Origin of the sequence: Aliivibrio sp. SR45-2 (genome assembly GCF_963890165.1) — a bacterium.
Lineage (GTDB): Bacteria > Pseudomonadota > Gammaproteobacteria > Enterobacterales > Vibrionaceae > Aliivibrio > Aliivibrio salmonicida.
In genome coordinates this window covers 32,014-52,850 of sequence record NZ_CAWPRC010000148.1, presented here as the reverse complement: position 1 = coordinate 52,850, position 20,837 = coordinate 32,014, and the positions used below count along the sequence as shown (strand labels likewise).

The 20,837-nt window shown below is 38.1% G+C and carries 21 protein-coding genes; 8 read left to right on the top strand and 13 right to left on the bottom strand.

The genetic code is table 11. The features are described 5' to 3' along the window. Positions 1-50 precede the first annotated feature (50 nt). A complete protein-coding gene (locus AACV33_RS08650) occupies positions 51-434 on the bottom strand; it encodes a helix-turn-helix domain-containing protein (protein WP_017023302.1) in 384 nt (127 codons plus the stop codon). Positions 435-934: 500 nt separating this feature from the next. Here AACV33_RS08650 and AACV33_RS08645 point away from each other — a divergent pair, with 500 nt between their 5' ends. After that, entirely contained in the window at positions 935-1,729 is a 795-nt protein-coding gene (locus tag AACV33_RS08645; RefSeq protein ID WP_023604280.1) for an AraC family transcriptional regulator, read from the top strand. Positions 1,730-1,732: 3 nt separating this feature from the next. Here AACV33_RS08645 and AACV33_RS08640 read toward each other — a convergent pair whose 3' ends face one another. Further along, positions 1,733-1,924 carry a hypothetical protein gene (locus AACV33_RS08640; RefSeq protein ID WP_017023300.1) on the bottom strand — a complete coding sequence of 64 codons (192 nt, stop codon included), beginning with the start codon at positions 1,922-1,924 and terminating at the stop codon, positions 1,733-1,735. A 68-nt stretch (positions 1,925-1,992) separates the two neighbouring features. Between AACV33_RS08640 and AACV33_RS08635 the strand changes: the two genes are divergently transcribed. Beyond that, positions 1,993-2,352, top strand: coding sequence for an MmcQ/YjbR family DNA-binding protein (locus AACV33_RS08635; RefSeq protein WP_023604281.1), 360 nt, complete (start codon positions 1,993-1,995; stop codon positions 2,350-2,352). Positions 2,353-2,471: 119 nt separating this feature from the next. After that, positions 2,472-3,821: a diguanylate cyclase gene (locus tag AACV33_RS08630; protein WP_339379721.1), complete on the top strand. Its 1,350-nt coding sequence runs from the start codon at positions 2,472-2,474 to the stop codon at positions 3,819-3,821. 53 nt (positions 3,822-3,874) lie between these two features. On the opposite strand, the gene AACV33_RS08625 is transcribed toward AACV33_RS08630, so the two are convergent. Further along, on the bottom strand, positions 3,875-4,438 hold the full coding sequence (locus tag AACV33_RS08625; protein ID WP_182700153.1) for a hypothetical protein: 564 nt from the start codon (positions 4,436-4,438) through the stop codon (positions 3,875-3,877). 136 nt (positions 4,439-4,574) lie between these two features. Between AACV33_RS08625 and AACV33_RS08620 the strand changes: the two genes are divergently transcribed. Next, entirely contained in the window at positions 4,575-6,089 is a 1,515-nt protein-coding gene (locus AACV33_RS08620; RefSeq protein ID WP_182700152.1) for a DUF3612 domain-containing protein, read from the top strand. A 57-nt stretch (positions 6,090-6,146) separates the two neighbouring features. Here AACV33_RS08620 and AACV33_RS08615 read toward each other — a convergent pair whose 3' ends face one another. The 7 genes from AACV33_RS08615 to AACV33_RS08585 all read right to left on the bottom strand — a co-directional run bounded on the left by AACV33_RS08615 (position 6,147) and on the right by AACV33_RS08585 (position 12,919). Further along, entirely contained in the window at positions 6,147-8,063 is a 1,917-nt protein-coding gene (locus AACV33_RS08615; protein WP_017023295.1) for a monovalent cation:proton antiporter-2 (CPA2) family protein, read from the bottom strand. Beyond that, positions 8,063-8,686 (bottom strand): NAD(P)H-dependent oxidoreductase, encoded by a 624-nt coding sequence (locus AACV33_RS08610; RefSeq protein WP_017023294.1) that lies wholly within the window; start codon positions 8,684-8,686, stop codon positions 8,063-8,065. The genes AACV33_RS08615 and AACV33_RS08610 overlap by 1 nt, the downstream gene beginning before the upstream one ends. A 72-nt stretch (positions 8,687-8,758) precedes the next feature. Continuing rightward, positions 8,759-9,088, bottom strand: coding sequence for a DMT family transporter (locus AACV33_RS08605; RefSeq protein ID WP_012551754.1), 330 nt, complete (start codon positions 9,086-9,088; stop codon positions 8,759-8,761). A gap of 191 nt (positions 9,089-9,279) precedes the next feature. Beyond that, positions 9,280-9,687 carry an RNA-binding S4 domain-containing protein gene (locus tag AACV33_RS08600; RefSeq protein WP_012551755.1) on the bottom strand — a complete coding sequence of 136 codons (408 nt, stop codon included), beginning with the start codon at positions 9,685-9,687 and terminating at the stop codon, positions 9,280-9,282. An 87-nt stretch (positions 9,688-9,774) separates the two neighbouring features. Next, a complete protein-coding gene (locus tag AACV33_RS08595; RefSeq protein WP_065611723.1) occupies positions 9,775-10,947 on the bottom strand; it encodes a YcbX family protein in 1,173 nt (390 codons plus the stop codon). A 66-nt stretch (positions 10,948-11,013) separates the two neighbouring features. Beyond that, positions 11,014-12,279 carry a sensor histidine kinase gene (locus AACV33_RS08590; RefSeq protein ID WP_017023292.1) on the bottom strand — a complete coding sequence of 422 codons (1,266 nt, stop codon included), beginning with the start codon at positions 12,277-12,279 and terminating at the stop codon, positions 11,014-11,016. Continuing rightward, positions 12,254-12,919 carry a response regulator transcription factor gene (locus AACV33_RS08585; RefSeq protein ID WP_065611722.1) on the bottom strand — a complete coding sequence of 222 codons (666 nt, stop codon included), beginning with the start codon at positions 12,917-12,919 and terminating at the stop codon, positions 12,254-12,256. Before AACV33_RS08585 ends, AACV33_RS08590 begins: the two co-directional genes overlap by 26 nt. A gap of 81 nt (positions 12,920-13,000) precedes the next feature. Between AACV33_RS08585 and AACV33_RS08580 the strand changes: the two genes are divergently transcribed. Continuing rightward, entirely contained in the window at positions 13,001-13,882 is an 882-nt protein-coding gene (locus tag AACV33_RS08580; protein ID WP_182700151.1) for a DUF5666 domain-containing protein, read from the top strand. 144 nt (positions 13,883-14,026) lie between these two features. After that, a complete protein-coding gene (locus AACV33_RS08575) occupies positions 14,027-14,935 on the top strand; it encodes a DUF808 domain-containing protein (RefSeq protein WP_065611720.1) in 909 nt (302 codons plus the stop codon). A 2-nt stretch (positions 14,936-14,937) separates the two neighbouring features. Here the strand turns inward: AACV33_RS08575 and AACV33_RS08570 are convergent, their stop codons facing one another. Then, positions 14,938-15,312, bottom strand: coding sequence for a hypothetical protein (locus AACV33_RS08570; RefSeq protein WP_017023288.1), 375 nt, complete (start codon positions 15,310-15,312; stop codon positions 14,938-14,940). Positions 15,313-15,460: 148 nt separating this feature from the next. Further along, positions 15,461-17,512, bottom strand: a complete 2,052-nt coding sequence (locus AACV33_RS08565) for an alkyl/aryl-sulfatase (RefSeq protein WP_182700150.1) — start codon at positions 17,510-17,512, stop codon at positions 15,461-15,463. 208 nt (positions 17,513-17,720) lie between these two features. Here AACV33_RS08565 and AACV33_RS08560 point away from each other — a divergent pair, with 208 nt between their 5' ends. Further along, a complete protein-coding gene (locus tag AACV33_RS08560; RefSeq protein WP_023604377.1) occupies positions 17,721-18,626 on the top strand; it encodes a LysR family transcriptional regulator in 906 nt (301 codons plus the stop codon). Positions 18,627-18,632: 6 nt separating this feature from the next. On the opposite strand, the gene AACV33_RS08555 is transcribed toward AACV33_RS08560, so the two are convergent. Further along, positions 18,633-19,646: an acyltransferase gene (locus tag AACV33_RS08555; protein WP_182700149.1), complete on the bottom strand. Its 1,014-nt coding sequence runs from the start codon at positions 19,644-19,646 to the stop codon at positions 18,633-18,635. A 221-nt stretch (positions 19,647-19,867) separates the two neighbouring features. On the opposite strand from AACV33_RS08555, the gene AACV33_RS08550 reads away from it, so the two are divergent. Further along, the gene (locus tag AACV33_RS08550; RefSeq protein ID WP_182700148.1) at positions 19,868-20,833 is read left to right on the top strand and encodes a S1 family peptidase; all 966 of its coding nucleotides are present in this window, start codon (positions 19,868-19,870) and stop codon (positions 20,831-20,833) included. Positions 20,834-20,837 lie beyond the last annotated feature (4 nt).

Genomic DNA, 20,837 nt, shown 5'->3' with positions numbered 1-20,837 from the left:
ATAATATTTAGCATTATAAAATAATAATGCTAAATACTTTTGATTAGGTATTAGTCTTTTTTATCTTTTGATTTTAAAATAAAACCAAACTGTTCGATTAAGCTGCTGATCGATTTGAATAACATGGTACGCTCAGATTTTGAGTATTTAGCTAATTCTTTATGAAAATCGATCACTTCAGGCATAGTAACACCAAGCCAATCTGGAATGTTTTCACTTCCCGATATGATCCAACTCAATTCTTTTCTTAGCACAAAGCTCAATGGGATCAGTTTTGAAATATGTGGGCTAGATAAACCACTCGTCCAGTTGATGACGGTTCTTGTTGATACGTTACACGCCGTCGAGATTTGAGTATTTGATAATCCCAGTTCTGTTTTTCTTGCCTCGATCCGTCGAGAAATGCTTTCCATAGATGTTTGTTCATCTAACATAATATGCCTATGAAAAATCGTAATAATATATCGAAGTGTATTCAATTATAGATTATTTATTTCAGTGATTTTTTAATGACATCACGAAAGGCTAGAATTGAAATATATAAATCGATGTTTTTTATTTTAGAATGAGCACATCATAAATGCGATTTAGAAGTCATGTAAAATATATTTTCTTTATTTATAGATATATTATTACTGGCATTTTTTCTGATGTGTAAAGCGTGTTTCTTGGTTACATTTTGTGCATGGATAGTAATGATATTATAGAATCAATGCAATCGATTTATAATTAATTTTACGTTTAAAGCGAGATAATAAACGGTTAAAAACAGAACGTTATTATAATTTAATAGAATGTGAATAGTAATCTTTATGTGTAAACGTAATTTTACATTTGTATACTCCCTTATGATTATTTTATTTGTGAATCTAAGATTCACCTATTAGGCTAAAAGAGATATATTGTGATAAGAATTGTGAACGAATAGGAAATGATGAAGGTGGAAAACTCACGGCATATACAAGCATCGGTCAGTTTTGATGCCTTACCATCGGATATCTTTCTACTGTTTGATGCTTTTCGATCGAATACTGAAACGCGTGCACATTCTCATCTCTGGGGACAATTACAGATCATTAGTGGTGGTATTTTAGAGTTGAAGTCAGGAGGGCAGCGTTTTTTAGCACCTTCTCATTTTGCTATTTGGGTACCTGCTGGGGTCAATCATCAAAGCTATAACCGAAAGCCGATAGATTATTGCTCGGTAAATATCATCCCCTCTTTGGCTGATCGCATGCCTCAACATACCTGTTTATTAGAAGTTTCCCCACTTGTTGAAGTACTTATTTCAGAGTTGAGATTACGAGATATACAGCAAGCGACAACGGAAGAAGAAGAACGTTTAATTGGCGTATTATTTGATCAATTATTAGTAGCAAAAATTAGCGAACGATTTGTACCTTCTTCCAAACATAAATTATTAAAACCAATATTGAAAGCACTAGAAGCAAATCCGGCAGATGAGACATCACTTTCTGAATGGGCAAGTAGAAATCATACAACAGAGCGAACGCTATCTCGACATTGTCAAAATGAACTAGGAATGAGTTTTACTGAATGGCGCTTGAGAATGCGTTATTTATATTCGTTAGATTTATTACGTAAGAATATGTCGATTAAAGAAGTGGCATTCAGTCTTGGTTATAATCAAGCAAGCCCGTTTATTACCATGTTCAAAAGGTATGCAGATTGTACCCCTGAACAATATAAATTAAAGCACTCGATATGAGTTCTATCGATTGTCGTTTTTTGCCGCAAATTTAAATGCACAATACCCAATGATAATCATCGATATTGGTATTATCGCTGCGATATATTCAAGCCAATTTTCTTCAGAAAACAAACTGCTTAAAATAAAATGCCCAATAATAGACAAGAAAGCACATAAGAATACAATTGGGATCAGTTTTAATTCTGATGACATAAATAGGCTCCTAGAGTTAAGCCAAGAGTGTATCACCAATAAATGAACCTGTAATTGAGGGAAAACAAGTGACAGAAAACGAATTGAATAATTATTTATTAGCGAAACCTTGCTGCGAGAGTTCTTATCCATTTGGTCCCGATGCATTAGTGTTTAAAGTGTTCAATAAAATGTTTGCTCTCATTGGTAGCAAAGATGGAAGGGTATGTATTACGCTGAAAGCAGAACCTTGTGATGTTACTTTTTTAAGCGAAGAATTCACTTGTATCCAGCGAGGCTATCACATGAGTAAAAAACATTGGATAACCGTTACTCTTGATGATGAAGTATCGAGAGGAATGCTAGAGGAGTGGATTGATAATTCTTACTTTTTAGTCACTTCAAAATTAACAAAAGCTGAGAAAATGAATTTGAACACCAAACTATAGTGTGATTAAAAAAGACACAGATAAATACCATGCTAAATGCTACTATAGTATATTATCAATATGGAATGCTTTATGTTTTCGTGGCATTGTAAATGTACTTTCAAATTAGGAAAAAATCAGTGAAATTGCTGTTATTTTTAAATAGAAAGGTAACGTTATTTTCAGCACTAATCAGTAGTGTTCTACTTATCGTGTTTGTTGTTGAAGAACTTCATACGAAGCAGTACATCTATTTGAAGAATGAAGTAAGCAGACAAGCAAAAGAAGAGTTGGCGATTGTACGAGCAAAGCTGGAAGCCGCCATTCATTCGGATATCTTTATTGCGAATAGCTTAGCAACATTAATTACAGTAAACCCAAGAACAACGCTCAATGAATGGAGTCCCATTGCTGAAGAGCTTTATCGAGATTCAAACTATATCCGTAGTTTAGGCGTTGCTCCTGATGATGTTGTTGAATATGTGTTTCCTTTAAAAGGGAATGAAAGAGCAATTGGATTAAATTTTAAACGTGCACCAGAGAGATGGCCTGGCATTAATATGGCACGAGAAATAGAAAATATATTCATTGCCGGACCCGTTGCCTTAGTGCAGGGTGGAGATGCTTTTATTGTTCGAATGCCTACTTTCTTAGATCCTCCCACTAATCGTATTTATTGGGGCTCGGTAAGCCTTGTTATTGATAACGAAGCTCTTTTTTATGGGACAGGTTTATATAAACTGAAAGAATCTTATCAAGTAGCCGTAAGAGGAAGACACAGCTTAGGCAGTGAAGGTGAGGTTTTTCTTGGGTATTTAGATACGTTTGTTGAGCCAACGGCGATTGAAACGGTAACATTACCTTATGGTAGCTGGCAAATCGCAATAAAAGGACAATCATTAGAAAGTATATTCCCGTGGTACCGAATAAATTTACTTCGTATTATTGGTTATTCATTCTTTGGTCTTGCTTTGCTTTCCTTGATTGTCATTTATCGACTATACGTGACAGCGACAAGACGATCTTTAGAAGACGAACTCACCAAGTTGCCAAACCGACGTTATTTTATGTTCACTTTAAAAACCCTTTTTTTAAAAGGCCATAAGAAAGGTGAGAAATTTACGTTATTGAATTTGGATTTAGAGAAGTTTAAAGCGATTAATGATACTTATGGCCATTCCGTTGGTGACTTTGTTTTAAAAGAAGTGGCTAGAAGAGTGGCAACAGTGCTACGCAGTAACGATATTGTGGCAAGAGTGGGCGGTGATGAGTATTTAATATTATTGCCTCGAACCTTTAAAAAACAAGATATTCATTTCATTATGAATAAAGTGTTATACAGTATTAACCGAAAGCCATTTTTATATGAAAACTGTACGATTCATGTAGCAACCAGTATTGGCTATGCTCGTTTTAATTCTAAAATGAAATCCGTAGATGAGCTCTTACATCAAGCAGATAGAAGCATGTATTACAACAAACATAAGTAGCTTAGATCAAACCGTTAAAAGAGGCCGCTATTTCATATACAGCGGCCTTTTTATTATAAACTGAAGCAACAGGCCAGTTGGTAATCACCCCCATTTTTAGCCGTATAATCTTTGTCTTCTTGGCGAGCTTTCGGTTGTGATTTGTCGTCTCGTTTTAATAAACTGATCCAATAACGCATCGCCGCTAAACTGAAGTCTTGACTAAACGTAGTACAGGTTTCCATTTCAATATCATCAATTGTCACCAGTTTGTTTTTCCCTGATTCATGATGACCAAAAACAATTTCTACATGACTGCCACTGTTGTCTTTTAATAGAATTCTATCAGGTGATGAGCGGTGGCCAGTAAATGCAACAAATTTCCCTGGGTTAAGTAATCCGCTGCATCCACCATCTTTAAAAAACACAACAAGATGGTGATAATCCAATAAGTAGTTAGTTACATCTTGGTGTGACCCTTTCGCTAATGGAAACAATTTATCGAGTAATTGTTTTATTTCATGTTGCTTATCTTTATTTGTGTTTGAGTTCATTTCCTCTACGGCAAAGACGGCTTCAGCCATAAACGGAGTTTCTTTTTGTTCATTATTCGTCGTGTTTATTGTTGTGATAGCCATAGTCTTTCCCTCATATATTCCTTTAAAAGTTTAAGTAAGTCACACTGGTCAGAGTTGTTTGCTTACTTGTATTGAAGCTTAGCTTACTTTTGATTACAATTTCACAACAAAAACTTTACAGTGTGAATTTTACAAGATGCGCCAGTCAAAAAGCTTAATTCGACAAAGTCATTTTCTTGGAACTAAAATTCGTAATCTGAGAAAACGCAATCATTTAACGATGGAAGATCTTTCAACTCGTTGCGTAAGAGTTGATCCTGAGAACTCCCCATCAGTGTCTTATCTTTCAATGATAGAGAGAGGAAAGCGTGTTCCCAGTGCAGATATGCTGGAAGTTATTGCTACTGTTTTTCAAAAAGAATCTTCATGGTTTTTAGACAATGAGCCAGAAGCTCAAGCCATTACGCCAGATAAGGGAAGGAAAGGGGGAATAAGTGGCATGGTGTTAGAACCAAGTTTTTTATTCTCTAGTGATATTCTTCAAATCGCGATCCCTGAAATGCTAAATCAAACCGGTGTCACTGGGCGACAGTTTGCTCATCTTCTGATCCGAGCTCATCAAGAGAACAATCAAAATCACTTTCCTGATTTAGAACGAGCAGCTGAAGAGGTTGGACTAAAACAACTACCTTTGAGTGTTGAACAAATGATGGACATGGCGGCTTTTCATGGTTTAACGCTTAAATGGGTTCAAGAAACACCGACGTCTGTTGTTGACGAATTTGGTGTGAATGGAAAAGAGTTACTCACTTCATTTTTTGAACCACCTTGCACCGTTTACTTAAATGAGATATTGAAGCAGTACCCAACACGATTGAAATATGATCTTGCTGTTTATATTGGGCACTGTGTATTACACAATAAAGAAGGGTTAAAGAGTTCGCTGTCGGTAGGAAGCCATCGTGTGTTTGATAATGAGGTCCACCATACTGACAGTGCATTGAATGCGCAGGATATTTTGCATGCGTGGCGTGATTTTGAATCCAGTTTTTTTGCGGGGGCATTATTGTGCCCAAGAGTGCCATTTAGACAATTGTTAGATAGGCACGGCTATGAGATTGAGGCGCATCAAATTGCCGGAGTTTCTCCATCCGTCGCGATGCGAAGAATGACGGTAGTTTCTCCTTATCCTCATTGGCATTATTTTGATGCGTATGCCCCCGGTAAATTAAAAGCCGTGTACCGAGGCAACGGAATTCCATTGCCTTGGGGAAACATGACTCAAGTGAATGATCCTTGTCATCATTGGGCGGTGTTCCGTCGGTTATCAGAATCGAAAGCGGGAAGTTCTGCTCAAATATCAATCTTGAATGTGGATAATGAACCGAGAATTTATTGTTGTGAATCAGTTAATATGACCGATCCTGCTGGCAATGATCGCGTGTTATGTGCGGGTATTGATTTGAACCCCGCGATTGAAGCTCAAGGTAAAGATGCGGTTTCGTTAGCTCGGGATTTGCAAAAGTTATGCGTTAAAAATGGCGGTGAAAGTCCTATATCTAAAAATATCAAAAGAGAATTGATTAGCGTGGCTAAAATATTGAATATTAATTGGATAGAAAGAGGACTTGAAACTGACGCTCGCGTTATTTGTTCTCGTGGCGCAGTGTGCCCAAGAAAACCAAGTTGTTACTCAGAGTGTAAAGAATAAAAAATGCCCTAATCTAGATTTAAGCTAGGTAGGGCATTCACTTTTTAGCGACAGACGTTAGTCTTCTATTTTATCGGCATAGCCTTTTGGTGGCGGTGTCCATGCGCGTTCTGATTGATTGTGTTTATCAGAGCGGTCTTTACTCATCGCTTGTTTGATTGTGCCTTCTAATTCAATGAAGAGTTTACGGTAGTTATTATCGTAACGCTCGCCTTCTGAATCATCGACCCAGGCTTGATATAAGGTGTCAGAACTTTGATTCTCAACATTCTTATAGGCAATCTTTTGCTGTTCAACATGGAAAGGATGTTGGCCAAGAGAACGCATTGCCTCTGCGCCCATTTCTAACGCTGAACGCATGGTTTCTGATTCAATAAAATCAGCGCCAGCGCAACGTAACATGTAGGAATGCCCTCTATCAAATGCTCGAGCTAAGATTTTTACGTTGGGGTACATGTGTTTTACGTACTTAACGATTTCTACGCTACTTTCTTGATTATCGATGGCAACAACAAGCATGGCGGCGTGTTCTATTCCTGCGGTATGAAGTAATTCAGGACGAGTAGCATCGCCATAGTAGCTTTTTGTGTTTACTTCACGTAGGGCATCTACTTGGCTTGCTTGATGATCAAGTACGACGGTTTTAACATGGTTTGAGACCAAGAAACGGTTAATAACCTGACCAAAGCGACCGCCACCGGCAATAATCACAGTGCCTTTCTCTTCAATGAGGTCGGCTTCGCGATCATTTGATTTTTGCTCATAGCGAGGCAAGATCACTTTATCAAATAAAATGAATAAACCAGGCGTTAAGAACATAGACAGTGCGACCACTAAAGATAATGGTTGAGCAACTTCTGGTGGTAATACGTTATTTTGTACTGTAAAGCTTAACAGTACAAAGCCAAATTCACCGGCTTGGGCGAGACTTAACGCAAATAACCAACGGTCACTGTTTTTGATTTTAAAGATGACCGCTAAGGCAAACAACACAAGTGCTTTTAATGCCATAACGCCAATCGTAAGACCAATAATGGTAAAGAAATCATCAAACAAAATGCCAAAATCAATTCCTGCGCCAACAGTAATAAAGAAGAGGCCTAATAGAAGCCCTTTGAAGGGATCTATGTTTGATTCTAATTCGTGCCTGAACTCTGAGTTGGCTAAGACGACACCGGCTAAGAATGTACCAAGCGCAGGAGATAGCCCCACTAAACTCATTAATGCGGCAATACCGATGACTAACATTAATGCGGTTGCAGTAAATATTTCGCGTAACCCAGAACTCGCCACAAAGCGAAAAAGAGGACGACTTAAGTAATGTCCACCAACCACAACGATAGCAATAGAAGCCGTAATTACGATACCGTAAGCCCAGCCAGGTAGCCCTACGACTAAGCTAATTTCTTCATGGTGCTCTGCGGCATTTGCCGCGGCAAGTTGTGCTTTCTCAACCAATTCTGGTAAGGCTAAGAGTGGGATGAAAGCCAGCATTGGAATGACGGCAATATCTTGGAAAAGCAGAACAGAGAATGCATTTTTGCCGCCTTCTGTTTTTGCTAAGCCTTTTTCATTAAAGGTTTGCAGAACTATAGCGGTAGATGAAAGAGCAAAAATAAGACCAATAGTGAGGGCGATAGTCCAAGATTGGCCAAAGAACATCGCAATCGCCATCACAATGGCGGTGGTTCCTCCAACTTGAAGCCCCCCTAATCCCATTAAACGGTTGCGCATTGCCCAGAGCATTTTCGGCTCTAGTTCAAGACCCACCAAAAATAACATCATGACCACACCAAATTCAGCAAAGTGTTGGATGGTTGTGGTTTCTTCACCGACAAGACCGATGATCGGGCCAATAACGACACCTGCGATTAAGTAACCGAGAACGGAACCAAGTCCTAAACGCTTTGCTATTGGAACGGCAATCACTGCGGCAACAAGATAAATGAAGGCTTGTAGAAAATATCCGGTCATTATGATTCATCCTTAATAAAACGATCAAAATAGTGATTTAATTTTGGTACTGAATTGGCTTCTTTGATGTCTACTCTATCATCCACTAATGCGGTTAGAAGCGTTTTCCAGCGTTCAGTGTGTATCTTGATTTGATCATCTTCGAATGCGGTTCGGGCACCAAATAAAATAAAAGGGGCGATGTATCGCATGTTACAAAGTGACGCCATTTGCTCTAACGGAGACATTAATGTTCTGATTGAGAAATGGTTGTATCCTTCATTTTTATAGGCATCTTCTTTTGCACCGGCAGTCATGGCACAGAAAAAGACTTTATTTTTCAAAGAAAGCCCTTCAGTACCATAGGCAAAGCCGTACTCTAAAACCATATCTTGCCATTCTTTTAAAATAGCAGGGGTGGAATACCAGTAAAGTGGGAATTGGAAAATAATAACGTCATGTTCGAGCAGTCGTTTTTGTTCTTTATCAATATCAATATTGAATTTTGGGTAGTCATGATAGAGATCGACCACGGTGACGTTCTCTATTTTTTTTGCGGTGTTAAGCAGTGGTACATTGACTTCTGAACGGTGTTGAGAAGGATGTGCAAATAAGATCAGCACTTTTTTAGGTTGTTTGGTCATAAACCTCTGCCTTTTTATAGAGTTAATGTCGGTGAGCTGTGCTCATATTGCTATCATAACAATAAAATTCCCTTAATGGGTATGGGGAACTGATGAAAGATTTATGATCGCAATTCCGATACTAATAAAGCCAATGCCTATCCATATTTTACTGTCTAAATGTTGATGATAAAACACATTAGAAATAAGGGTTACAGCAACAATTGCAAGACCTGCCCACGATGCATGAGCAACACCAACAGGTAGGGTTTTCATTGCTTGGCTTAAAAAATAGAAAGCGCCAAGATGACCGGTAATTACAATGACATTAGGGATAAGGTGTGATAACCCATCAGTTGCTTTAAGTGCGACATGTGAAACAGCCTCAGAGGCTACTGCGAGAAGAAGAAAAAGCCATCCCATTTTAAAATTCCTAAGTAATCAATTATTTATAATGATCGCAGTATATCTATTTCATTTTTAATGATAATAGCTTAAATAAAAAATTACTTTTACAAATAGGTAATAATATTAATGAGAAGAAGTGAGCAAAGAAAAGCCCCCAAGTATAAACTTGAGGGCTTTGATTGTTTGGTTGACATAAATGTCGAAATTTAGAAGAAGTTTATCGATTTACGACCACTGTTTGGGTCAATCGTTGTTGGGATCTCTGGCTTCTGTTTTTTCTTTTTTTCTTTTTTAGGTTTTGGCTCAGAAGGCGCTGGTTGGATAACCATTGGTTCTGGTTTTTCTATGATTTCTGGAAGCTCACCAACTGGCGTATCACAGATCACAACGTAATATTCTTCATTGAATTCAATTACATCACCATCGTACATTTTACGACGTTTACGTTGTTCTAATTCGCCATTAACACCCACATAGCCTTCACCAATCATGTGTTTAGCTTCACCGCCGCCATTCACAACATTGGCAATTTTTAATACTTTGTAGAGTTCAATTGGTTGCATGTTAACTTCAACACCAATCGCTTCTACTTCAAATTCTTCTTGATCTGACATGAGGATCTCTTTAATTACGAATTGGCGCTATTGTAACTGAGAGAAGGACATCGTCCTATGCCTTTCTCTCTTTGGGTTTCTAATAAATTAGTCAACGACTTCAATGTCTGATTTTGGAATAGCACAGCACGCTAAGATCATCCCTGCATCCTTGAGACGTTGATTTAGTGCTGGAGAATCTTCTTGCTCAACGTTGCCAGATTCTAAAGTCACTCGACATGCACCACATAAACCGGCACGACAGCTATTGTTAATACTTAGACCGGCCGCTTCTACTTGCTGAAGTAAAGGATCTTCTGTATTACCGGTGAATAAATTGCCGTTTAAGCTAATGGTGATCTCTTTTAGTTTATCTTCGTTTTCTGTTTTCACGGTGCCAGATGCAGCGGGCTTGCTCGTAGTAATAGTACCTGAGTCGGCATAATATTCTTTCTCTTTGGTTTCTAATACTTCAATCGCATCACCGACGTTAATTGTACCTTCGTTTTTTGCGATTAGGTTTTGACCAAAATAGACCTTTCCAGAGTCATCAGCGCGGAAAGTCGAGAATGTTTTTAATGGCTCTTTATTTGGGTGATATTGAGCGGTATGTGGATTAACTGTCGTTAAGATACAACGTTGACAAGGTTTCACTATTTCAAATTCAACCTCACCAATACGGATTCGTTTCCAAGAATCTTCTATGAATGCTTCTGTTCCTGATACCACAAGATTTGTTCTAAATTGTGCCATCGTTTGGTGGCCAGTACTGCGTTTGTTTAGTTCAGCCAGAGAGGCTTCGCTGATCACGAGTAATGGATAACCATCGGCAAAACTGACGTTAGTTCTTATTTTTTCACGAACACGATTAGATTGCTTACCAGAATAAAGCAGTTGTGTTTTAAGGCCTAAAATTGCAGAGAACCACTGGTTTGCCTCTTGAGTGGTACTGTAGGCAGAAAATGAATCACTCCAGACGGTAGTATTAACGTTTTTCATTTCAAAATTATCAAAAATTAGGTGTAAATCAAGTAAACCCGGGTAGCAAAGTATTAACCCATCAGGTTCTATGATTGCTTTGACTTTAACCATGTTTGGATGTGTTCGAGCGGTGATCATTGCCCCATCAAGTGTTGCGACCATGAAACGACGATCACATTGTAAACCTTGTTTTTCGACCTGAGCTGAGGGCAGTGAAACCCCTGCAACTGATTTTACAGGGAAGACATTTATTTGGGTTAGATTTGAGTTGGTATTTACTTGGTTCACAATAACATCCATTTTAATTACATTCTTATGTAATTATTCTACCAAAATTTACATAATGGGATCTAAGGAATTCATGGATTATTCTGGAGAATTATTTATTTGTGATTCAAATAAAACCGTCGTAATAAAGTCTGTGGATGTTTTTTCTATGGTAAACGGCCAATTCATGCGCTCACAGATTCGTTCTACAATAACAAGTCCACAACCATATCCTGCGTTATACGTGTCATTTCCATCGTGGCAGTTAGTTATACAGAGCAGATTACTTTCTAATGATATTTGAATGTCTCCCACGCTATAGCTGAAAGCGTTTTTAATTAAATTATTAATCACAACGGTAATAAAACTGCTAGGTGCTAAGCTTGGTTCGCCGGTCACAATGGAGAGTTGAGCGCCCATTTCCTGTTTTGCAAATAAGGGTTTTAGGTGTTCTAACTGTGCTTTTAAAATCACTTCAATTTGATAGTAATGAAAATGATGGAATTCAATTTCTTGTTTACCTAACAATAAGAAAGTTTCAGTGAGGAGGGTCATTTCTTCACTGGCTTGATGTAAGCGATTGATGGCTTTTAAAGCGACATTTGGTTGATTAGGTACTTTTGCAAGTAAATCGGCAGAACCTTGGATGACCATGATAGGGGTTCTTAATTCATGTGATGCAAAGCGACTAAACTCTTTTTCTCGAGTAAAAAACTGAGCAATATGATGTTTATTTTCTAAAAGAGTTTGCTCAATATCTCGTGTTTCTTGGTATTTAGTATCAACCGTGAAGTCATCATACTCTGGAGACATGAGCTCCACTTTATGTTGAATGTGGCGAAGCGGTAAGGAAATACTACGAACAAAATAAATGCCGTATAAGATCATTAAAATAGTAGATATCCCACCAAGAGCTAAGGTCAATATGTGTAAGTTTGCTTCATATTCATCTAAATAATCATCAGAATCATCTTGAAAGAGAACATATAATAACCCGGATCCTGATGGATGAGGTTTCACAATAAAATGCTTATCTTCAATACCGAGTTGTTGCTCGTATAGCCCCGGTTTATTATAAGTATTTAACCAAAGAGGGTGTTCTTGTTCGCTCCAATAAGTAGAGAACTCTTCTTCATTAGGCAAAGGAGTCTCTTCGCCTAATTGAGGGTATTTTTTGATGTATTGATTGGCTTCGGTATCAAGCCAATGATGAAGACTAATTACTTCTAATTGATCTTCTGCGATATAAATAACAGACCAAAATAAAGCGAACATTAAAAACGTGAGTATACCAAACGTCCAACGTATTTTTTTGAAGAAGCTAGGGTGCTTTATTGTGTTATTTAAGTCGGTAACCTTTTCCATGAATCGTCTCTAGTCTTGGGGTATCAAAGCCTTTATCAATGGCGTTTCTTATTGTGTATAAATGGCTTCGTAATGCATCACTTGAGGGCAGTTCATCACCCCAAATATGCTCGGTAAGTTCATTTTTACTGACTATATCAGGCGCTTTTTTCATTAATAATGCAATAATTTTTAATTGAATAGGGGCCAGTTTTATTGATTGTTGTTGGCGAGATAGGGTACCTGCTTTGATATCCATTTCCATGTCCTCAAAGGTTAGTTTCCCTACATCTGTGCGTTTTCCACGTTTTGATAATGCCAATAAACGTATGTGTAGCTCTTCCATCGCGAAAGGTTTAACGAGGTAATCATCGCCACCAGCTTCAAACGCATGGATTTTATCTTCTAACGTGTCTTTTGCCGTTAAAAAAATAATGGGAGTACTGCAAGCATAATCGTTTCTCAAAGCTTGAACGGTACTTATACCGTCTAATTTTGGCATCATTATATCCATAACGATAGCATCAAAACTTTGATTTTTTAGAATTTCAATCGCAGCAACACCATGATAAGCACAATCGATATCAATACCGACAAGCTCTAAATAATCGGCAATGGTTTCTGCCACATGATGGTTATCTTCAACAATTAATACTTTCATTTATCTCTTCACGAATCCTTCACACTCTTACCACTATAGTACCCTTAGAAATTGAATTAATTATAAGAATTAGGTTAAAAAATGAAGAAAGTCGCTATTTTATTGCTAGGAAGTGCTGTTTTAACGGGTTGTGGCTCTGATGATTCAGGTGATAGCCGTGCATCAAGCTCATACATTGGTGCGATTGAAGCGGTTGATGCGAATGCTGATACGATGACAATCAACGCTATGCCATTAAGTTTAGCTAGTACTCATATTGAATTGAATGGACATTATGTTAATTCAAATGAACTTGCAGCAGGTATGCAGGTTGATGTGGAATATGACAATGGTGTTGCTTATGAAGTTGATATTGATCCTGAAATTGTAGGGATTGCAACGTCAGTAACTGATACAAACATTACGGTTAATGGTCAAGTATTTGAACATGCTAACTTAGCAAGTCATCTTGTTGGGTCAACCGATAATCGCGTAATGCTATTTGGTTATGCTAATGAAGCGGGTAAATGGGTAATTAATGCTATTCATGAAGCTAATTTCTTACCAGTAGAAGACTTATACGAAGGTAAAATAACCTCTATTAATAAGGCGAATAATTTCTTTAACATTGGAACAATGAAAGTTGATTATTCTAATGCAAGAATGGATCATGAAGATCTTGCTGAGTTAAATAATGGTGTCTGGGTTGAAATTGAAGGCAATTTTAATACAGATTTCATAGCTAACGATGTTGACGTTGAGAATGAGCTTGATTTAGCCAATGCTGAAGTGGAAGGTTATGTAACTACTCTTAATGATGAAAAAACATCAATGACATTAAACGGTAAAACAGTGGTTGCGATTACTGAAAATACTCGTTTTGAAGATGGAATCAAATCAGACTTGGCAATAGGTAAAAAAGTGGATGTTGATTTGATTAATAACGCGGGTAAATTACAAGCCTCTGAAATCGAATTTGATTAAAGACATGATGTATTAAAAACGAACCATTGACTCTAACTGAGTCAGTGGTTTTTTTGTTTCTTGTGCATGATCTAAAAAATAAATCATGACAAGAATCAAATTAGGATTACTATTTAGTTAAGAATGATGAAATAAGGAAACAAAATGGCAGGGTTAAGTTTATTAACACTATTAGATGATATTGCATCAGTACTTGATGATGTTGCTCTGATGTCGAAAGTGGCAGCAAAGAAAACGGCGGGTGTATTGGGTGATGATTTAGCGCTTAACGCACAACAAGTGTCTGGTGTTAGAGCGGAACGAGAGATCCCAGTGGTATGGGGTGTTGCTAAAGGCTCATTTAAGAATAAGTTAATTTTGGTTCCGGCAGCTTTGTTGATTAGCTCGATTGCACCTTGGTTAATTACGCCATTATTATTGATTGGTGGTTTGTTTCTTTGTTTTGAAGGCGCAGAGAAAATTCATGAGAAATTCTTTCATCATCATGATGTAAAAGAAGATCATGAAAAAGAAACGCAAACGAATCCAGAGGACATTGAAGATTATGAGCAGAAGAAGATAAAAGGGGCGATTCGTACCGATTTTATTTTGTCTGCTGAGATCATTGTCATTGCGCTTGGAACCGTTCAAGGGCACCCGTTTATTACTCAAGTATTGGTCATGAGCTTAATCGCAGTATTGATGACCATTGGCGTGTATGGCCTTGTTGCTGGTATCGTGAAAATGGATGACTTGGGCTTTTATCTACAGCGTAAAAGTGATGGAAAGGGCATTTTGGGCTCTATTGGGAATGGACTTGTTGCAATGGCACCAAAGTTAATGAAGTTCTTAACGGTCGTTGGTACCATCGCTATGTTTTTAGTGGGTGGTGGTATTGTTGTCCACAGTATTCCATTTGTTCATCATGCACTAGAAAGCGTTGTTAGCTTACTTCCTAGTATTCCTTATGTTGCTGCAACCTATTTAACCATTGGTAATGGGATTATCGGTTTACTGAGTGGTTTTATTCTTCTTGGTGTGATTAGCACTTACCAGAAAATTAAATCTCAATAATTTTACTTGTTATCAGTAAACTTGATTGCAATGGCTTCGGCGTTACCGCGTTCGAAGCCAGTTGTTCCTCCTCCTTTAACTCCCCATGTTCCTTCTTTTGATGCTCTAACAATAATCGCATCTGCGCCTAGTTTTTCAGCTTCATCTTGCAGTTTCTTCACCATGCCTTCATTACTTCTGTCATGAAAGATAGTTTGTCCTGTTTGAGTGTTTATCATTCCTAGCTCTGTATAGGTTCTTTCTGTTGGAGGGCTATAAAATACCTCAACAGAATGAGAAGTAACCTCGCTTTGATTCGTGACGGTTGTTGTTTTTGCACAGCCTACAAATAATAAGGTTGAAACGATAACGACGATTTTAATAAGAAATTGGTTCATAAACAGACCTCTAATAATGGAGTGATATCACTTATCAATGTGTTAAGTATAGGTGATGTTTTTTAGATTATTTTGAAAGTAGAAAAGAAGCAGCCGATGCTATTTACCATCGGCTGCTAATCGTTTTATTTATAAAAGGGTAGATAGGTTAATGTTTATGTGCTGTTTCGTATAACTCTGCATCTACTTCTTCGCCTTTTTCTGGGCGAGGGACGATTTCAAACTTAGCATCGGCATTAGTTAGTGAGTCAGTCAGTTTTTGTAGGACTGATTTGTCACCTTTGATCCCAGCACTTCCGTTTTCTAATAAGGTTGTTAGCGTTACTTGTTGAAGTAGGATTTTAGACACATCAGAACGATTGATTAATAATGTCGCATCAGCTTTCATTTCTTTATCAACTAAAATGTTGTTTAAGTTGCCGTTAGACATTTCTACAAAATACGTTTCTTTCTCATCAGGAATGACAACATTTAATGTGAACGGCGTGTGTTGAGCTTTTAGTGCGTCGACACGTACAGCTAAATAATCAAGTAAGTTTTCAATGGTCATATTTGCAAGTACATCAGGTGATGCGGTTTTAGGAGCTCCAGGTAATGTACCTACACGCAATTCTTGAGCGCCTGTAAGATAAATATTTCTCCAACCGGCGCCTTCTGCTTGATAACCTAGTTGCTCATAAGTATCAGCCAGTAATTTACGCGCTTCTACGTTTTTAGGTTCAACTTGAATCACTTTATTTAACGCCGTTGCAATGAAGCGGTATTCGCCTTTTTCAAAATCAGCTTCTGCTTTTTCTAGAATTAACTCACTGCCACCCATGTATTCAACAAATTTTGCTGATTCAGGTTTTACTGGCAGTGGGTTTAAGTTCGCAGGGTTCATGTCAAAGTAACCTAAATACATATTGTAAACAGCACGAGCATTATGTGAGTAAGTTCCATGATAACCATTGGTGTGCCATGTTTTTTGAATACTATCTGGCATCACGGTATAAATTTCATCGCCCATGTCTTGCAGAACTACGCCGTCGTTTGCCAAGCGAAGTGTTTGGTTGTGAGTAAAGCCATAAGCATCACGTTGCATTTTTAGGTAATCAGAGATCTCTTCTGTTCCCCACACTGGCGCTGAGTGAGAGGCAAAAAGAACGTCTGTTGTTGAGCCCCACGTCATTAGCATTTCATTGATTTTTTTAGACCACTTTAAACCATCGCGCACTTTCGCACCGCGCAGTGTATAAAGATTGTGCATACCTTGATACGTTAATTCACCCGTCCATAACGCTTTCATGCTTGGGATGTAAGTCACCATTTCTGACGCCGCTTCTGTACCTGAGGCATCCATAAATTGCATCTCTAAACCATCAATGTTCAGTGTTTCAATTTCTTCTTTATGGTTCAGTTCGTAATCTGGTAGTACATACGTAATTGCACCTTTAGAAAGCCCTTTTGCTAATGCAGCATCAACAATGCCATGTTCGTGACGGTTAAGTGTTGCGCCGTATTGGTAAGCGGTACGGCGAGACATGGCGTTACCCGCTAAGACATTTTCATCAACGATTTCTTTGGTAATATGCTTAGAGCCGTACACTTTAACATCAGGGAAGGCTTCTTTAATTGCGCGAGATCCACCAAAATGATCGGCATGAGAGTGAGAATAGATCATTGCAACAACAGGTAAATCTCCCCCTTCAGGCACATTTTCTTGGAAGAATTTCAGTGATTGCCCAGCAGATTCTTGGGTTAATAAGACGTCATAAGCGATCCAACCATTATCACTGCGGATAAAAGAGATAGAAGCTAAATCTGTTCCGCGAACTTGGTAAATTTTACCAGGAACTACCTCATATAGACCTTCAGCCGCTTGGTTTAATACCGCTTGGCGCCATAATGATGGGTTAACTGAATCTGGCGCGTTATCGGCGTTAGCCACTGATGGGTCAATGAAATTAAAGCTATTACGGATAATGTCACCAGTTTTTTGATCAAATGAAGCGATAAGCCCACGATTATTGTTATCAAATGCGCGTGTATCAGAAAAGTTTAATGTTTTGGCAAACGCTTTGTTTTTTGCAATGGTTGTTTCGCTTGCTGATTTTCCGCCTTGTTTACCTATTTCACTAAAGTGTTCATGGTCGTGCTCTGCTGCGATTGCACCTAAAGATATTGAAGAGATAACAACCGCTAAAATAGTTTTTTTCATAAATCCACCTGTTTAAATAATTCAGTAAATTAGTTTGAATATAAAATATGTATGAGGCGTTTTTTGTTTTATGCCTCAGTGCTGAAATCAATATTAGTGATCTCTATTCATTTTAAAAATAGAGAAAAAGATATACTTATTATTTATAATATAAATGTATTGATTTGCGCTGTGGTAAATCGTTGATGTGTCGACATAGGAGATTGCAATGTCAAAGCAGAAAGATTTTGATATGAATTTATTGCGGGTGTTTGTTTCTGTATGCCAGACAGGATCGTTCACTAAGGCGGCGGAAGAATTAGAGTTAACTCAATCTTCTGTTAGTAATGCGATTCGTCGGTTAAAAAGTGCGTTAGGAAATGAGTTATTTATTCGCTCAGGGCGAGGGATAGAGGTGACGGCGTATGGGGAGAATCTATTTAAACAAGTAGAGCCATCAGTCATGGCGCTTGTCAATGCGGTGGATGACGGCGATAGGTTTGACCCGCAGTCCACTAAGCGTACTTTTGTTATCTATGCCTTAGAATCGGTATTACCCCAGCTACAAATTAGACTGCGTGAATTACTAAAAAATACGACGCTTAAAGTGACGCTAAAAGAACTACCAAGCAGCGATATTGAAATCATTGATGCATTAATGCTAGAAAGAGTGGATTTAGTATTAGATGTAGTAAAACCAAGGCAAGCCTCTTTGCAAAGTATGATTGTCTCTGAAGATAAAATTTGTTGTATTGCGAGAGTAGGGCATCCACGAGTCGATAAATCACTTGATGCAGATATGTTTTTTAAGGAGGAGCATGCTTTTTTGAATATGCGCCGTTTTAAGCAAACGATGACCGATTATTTATCTGAAGAAGTATTACCGAATAGGAAAATGGGCAGTGAGCATACGTCTATGCTGGGGATGATGGCTTGTATTGCTCAATCTGATCTCATTGGTATTAATTCTGTTCGGTTGGTTTCTCAATATCAACACAGTTTTAAATTGCAGAAATTAGTGGCTCCATTTTCAACAAAACCAATTAAAACGCATATGATTTGGCCGACTAAATTTGAAAATAATAAGGCGAATCAATGGCTGCGACAGTTAATCATCGCAGCCGAGAAGAGTTAGTTTATTTTAAGGGACAAGCCATGCCGTCTTTTTGGATTTTGAAAGTAACCAACTTAACCCTAATGCGCCAGCACCACTGATCACAACCCACACAGGGATCACCCACATAGGATTATGGCCGTCATACCATTGGAAATTTTTCATCGGCCATAAGAACAATGGGTGGAGTAAGTAAATACCTAAGCTGTAGGTACTAATGAAACCGACGATGGTTCGTGATTTTTCTGATAATGACTCGCCATAGTAACGACACACAAAAAACAGCATTCCAGCCGCCGCAACGGTATTAATGGTTTTATACGACAACCATCTTCCGACGGTGTATTCATCTAATAGCACACTTTGGCTTATCACCATGTAAACGGTTGTCGCTAATGCGGTGAGTCCGATAACGAGAGCGATTATGGTATTCTGCTTGGTCAATTCTACTCGTTGATATAGCGCATAACCTAGTAATAAGTAGCCACTGTACAGCCAGATTTCAGTGCTCCACAATCCTTCAAATTTGGCTAGGAAGAAGCAAGTGGTTAGTAACCAGATCCCAATGATTGAAAATAAAGCGGTGTTATCCAGTTTTTGCACCATGACTCGAAAGAAAGGGATCACAAAATAGAGTGGAATGAAGTAATAAAAGAAACCTAAATGGTAATAGGTGTACTCAAAAGGAAGATCGATAAGGACGCTTTTCGCCGATTCAAAATCATAACCTTGTGCGGTTAGTCCTGAGAGTAAGGCATAAAATACAGACCAAAACAGAAAAGGAACTAACACCTTCCCTAGGCGTTTTTTGGCATAATAAGGGGCGTTAAATTCTCGTTTGTCACTGAGCATTAATGCACCCGTGATCATAATAAAAACAGGGACAGCCCAGCGACTTAAGCTGTTTACTGATACCGCCGTTGCCCATTGGTCAAATGGAATCACGTTAAGCTCGTTTCTATAAGGGGCAAGCACATGAATCGCGACTACCGCAATAGCTGCAATGCACCTTAGTAAATCAAAAAAGAAGACTCTTCCCATCGTACTTTCCTATTTTTTTAGTGTTGGTTTATCAAGTAATAACGTTATTAGTATAGTTTGTAACGTAAAATCCATTCGACGATGTCTGAATAATGTAAATGTATTGAAATATGTTTATTAAAATTAAAACATTTAAATTAAAGACTAAATAAAAATAATACACTAAAATCATAACAAGTTAATGCAATTTAATTAACACTTAACATTATCAAGGAGTGAAAATGAAAGTTGTTGTAGGAGCACTTGTCTCGCTATCTTTGTTGTCACCAGCGGTATTGGCAACCGAAGAGTTTTCAGTTACTCCGTATATTGTGGGTGGTAATGACGCGAATGTCGCGGGTTACCCTTTTATGGCTTCATTAATGTTTGAATATGCAAGTCAACCTGGCGTAATTTATCCATTTTGTGGTGGTTCAATTTTAGACAGTACTCATATTTTAACGGCAGCACACTGTGTTTATGATACTGCATCTTCACAAGTTTCAAATATGAAAGTGGCAATAGAAGCAAATAATGGTCAAAGTATGCTTGCTGCACAGCGCATTGCCGTGAAGAATATCTATTACCCAAGTAATTATGATAATACGACCTTAATTAATGATGTGGCGGTCTTAGAGTTATCAGAAGCGTTACCTAATTACACTCTGGGCCATGCGGTACCACTAGGAGATTTATCAGATCAAGGTTACAGAATGGTAGACTCTATTTTTACCATTATTGGTTATGGGCGACTATCTTCGACTCAAGCAAATACAAACGTTGATTTTATGGAAGCTCAGGTGAAATATGTTAATCCAACGGATTGTAATGTGTGGGCTAACTTCACTACGTCAGATAAGCAAGTGTGCTCGTCCGGGTATTCTTTTGATTCTTCAAATTTAGTGACCGCAACGTGCCAAGGGGATTCTGGCGGTCCACTTGTTTGGAATGGAACTCAAATTGGTATCGTTAGTTTTGGTCCATCAGTATGTGGTCAAACGATCGTAGCAACGGGTACGTTACCTGCTCAGTCTGTTTTTACCGATGTCAGTCAATATAAAGACTGGATCCTGAAAGCTCAAAGGGGCGAAGTTACATCAACGATTACAGCAACAACGAGTAGCAGTAGCTCTGGTGGCCCAATTTCATTGTTTGGATTGCTTGGGTTATCATTATTTGGATACTACCGAAAGAGTAGATCGTTATGACTCA

Bases quoted from the DNA above. Each gene is read 5' to 3' on its own strand.
- AACV33_RS08650 (WP_017023302.1), bottom strand. From the start codon at position 434: ATGTTAGATGAACAAACATCTATGGAAAGCATTTCTCGACGGATCGAG.
- AACV33_RS08645 (WP_023604280.1), top strand. From the start codon at position 935: ATGAAGGTGGAAAACTCACGGCATATACAAGCATCGGTCAGTTTTGAT.
- AACV33_RS08640 (WP_017023300.1), bottom strand. From the start codon at position 1,924: ATGTCATCAGAATTAAAACTGATCCCAATTGTATTCTTATGTGCTTTC.
- AACV33_RS08625 (WP_182700153.1), bottom strand. From the start codon at position 4,438: ATGGCTATCACAACAATAAACACGACGAATAATGAACAAAAAGAAACT.
- AACV33_RS08620 (WP_182700152.1), top strand. From the start codon at position 4,575: ATGCGCCAGTCAAAAAGCTTAATTCGACAAAGTCATTTTCTTGGAACT.
- AACV33_RS08615 (WP_017023295.1), bottom strand. From the start codon at position 8,063: ATGACCGGATATTTTCTACAAGCCTTCATTTATCTTGTTGCCGCAGTG.
- AACV33_RS08610 (WP_017023294.1), bottom strand. From the start codon at position 8,686: ATGACCAAACAACCTAAAAAAGTGCTGATCTTATTTGCACATCCTTCT.
- AACV33_RS08605 (WP_012551754.1), bottom strand. From the start codon at position 9,088: ATGGGATGGCTTTTTCTTCTTCTCGCAGTAGCCTCTGAGGCTGTTTCA.
- AACV33_RS08600 (WP_012551755.1), bottom strand. From the start codon at position 9,687: ATGTCAGATCAAGAAGAATTTGAAGTAGAAGCGATTGGTGTTGAAGTT.
- AACV33_RS08595 (WP_065611723.1), bottom strand. From the start codon at position 10,947: ATGGATGTTATTGTGAACCAAGTAAATACCAACTCAAATCTAACCCAA.
- AACV33_RS08590 (WP_017023292.1), bottom strand. From the start codon at position 12,279: ATGGAAAAGGTTACCGACTTAAATAACACAATAAAGCACCCTAGCTTC.
- AACV33_RS08585 (WP_065611722.1), bottom strand. From the start codon at position 12,919: ATGAAAGTATTAATTGTTGAAGATAACCATCATGTGGCAGAAACCATT.
- AACV33_RS08580 (WP_182700151.1), top strand. From the start codon at position 13,001: ATGAAGAAAGTCGCTATTTTATTGCTAGGAAGTGCTGTTTTAACGGGT.
- AACV33_RS08575 (WP_065611720.1), top strand. From the start codon at position 14,027: ATGGCAGGGTTAAGTTTATTAACACTATTAGATGATATTGCATCAGTA.
- AACV33_RS08570 (WP_017023288.1), bottom strand. From the start codon at position 15,312: ATGAACCAATTTCTTATTAAAATCGTCGTTATCGTTTCAACCTTATTA.
- AACV33_RS08565 (WP_182700150.1), bottom strand. From the start codon at position 17,512: ATGAAAAAAACTATTTTAGCGGTTGTTATCTCTTCAATATCTTTAGGT.
- AACV33_RS08560 (WP_023604377.1), top strand. From the start codon at position 17,721: ATGTCAAAGCAGAAAGATTTTGATATGAATTTATTGCGGGTGTTTGTT.
- AACV33_RS08555 (WP_182700149.1), bottom strand. From the start codon at position 19,646: ATGGGAAGAGTCTTCTTTTTTGATTTACTAAGGTGCATTGCAGCTATT.
- AACV33_RS08550 (WP_182700148.1), top strand. From the start codon at position 19,868: ATGAAAGTTGTTGTAGGAGCACTTGTCTCGCTATCTTTGTTGTCACCA.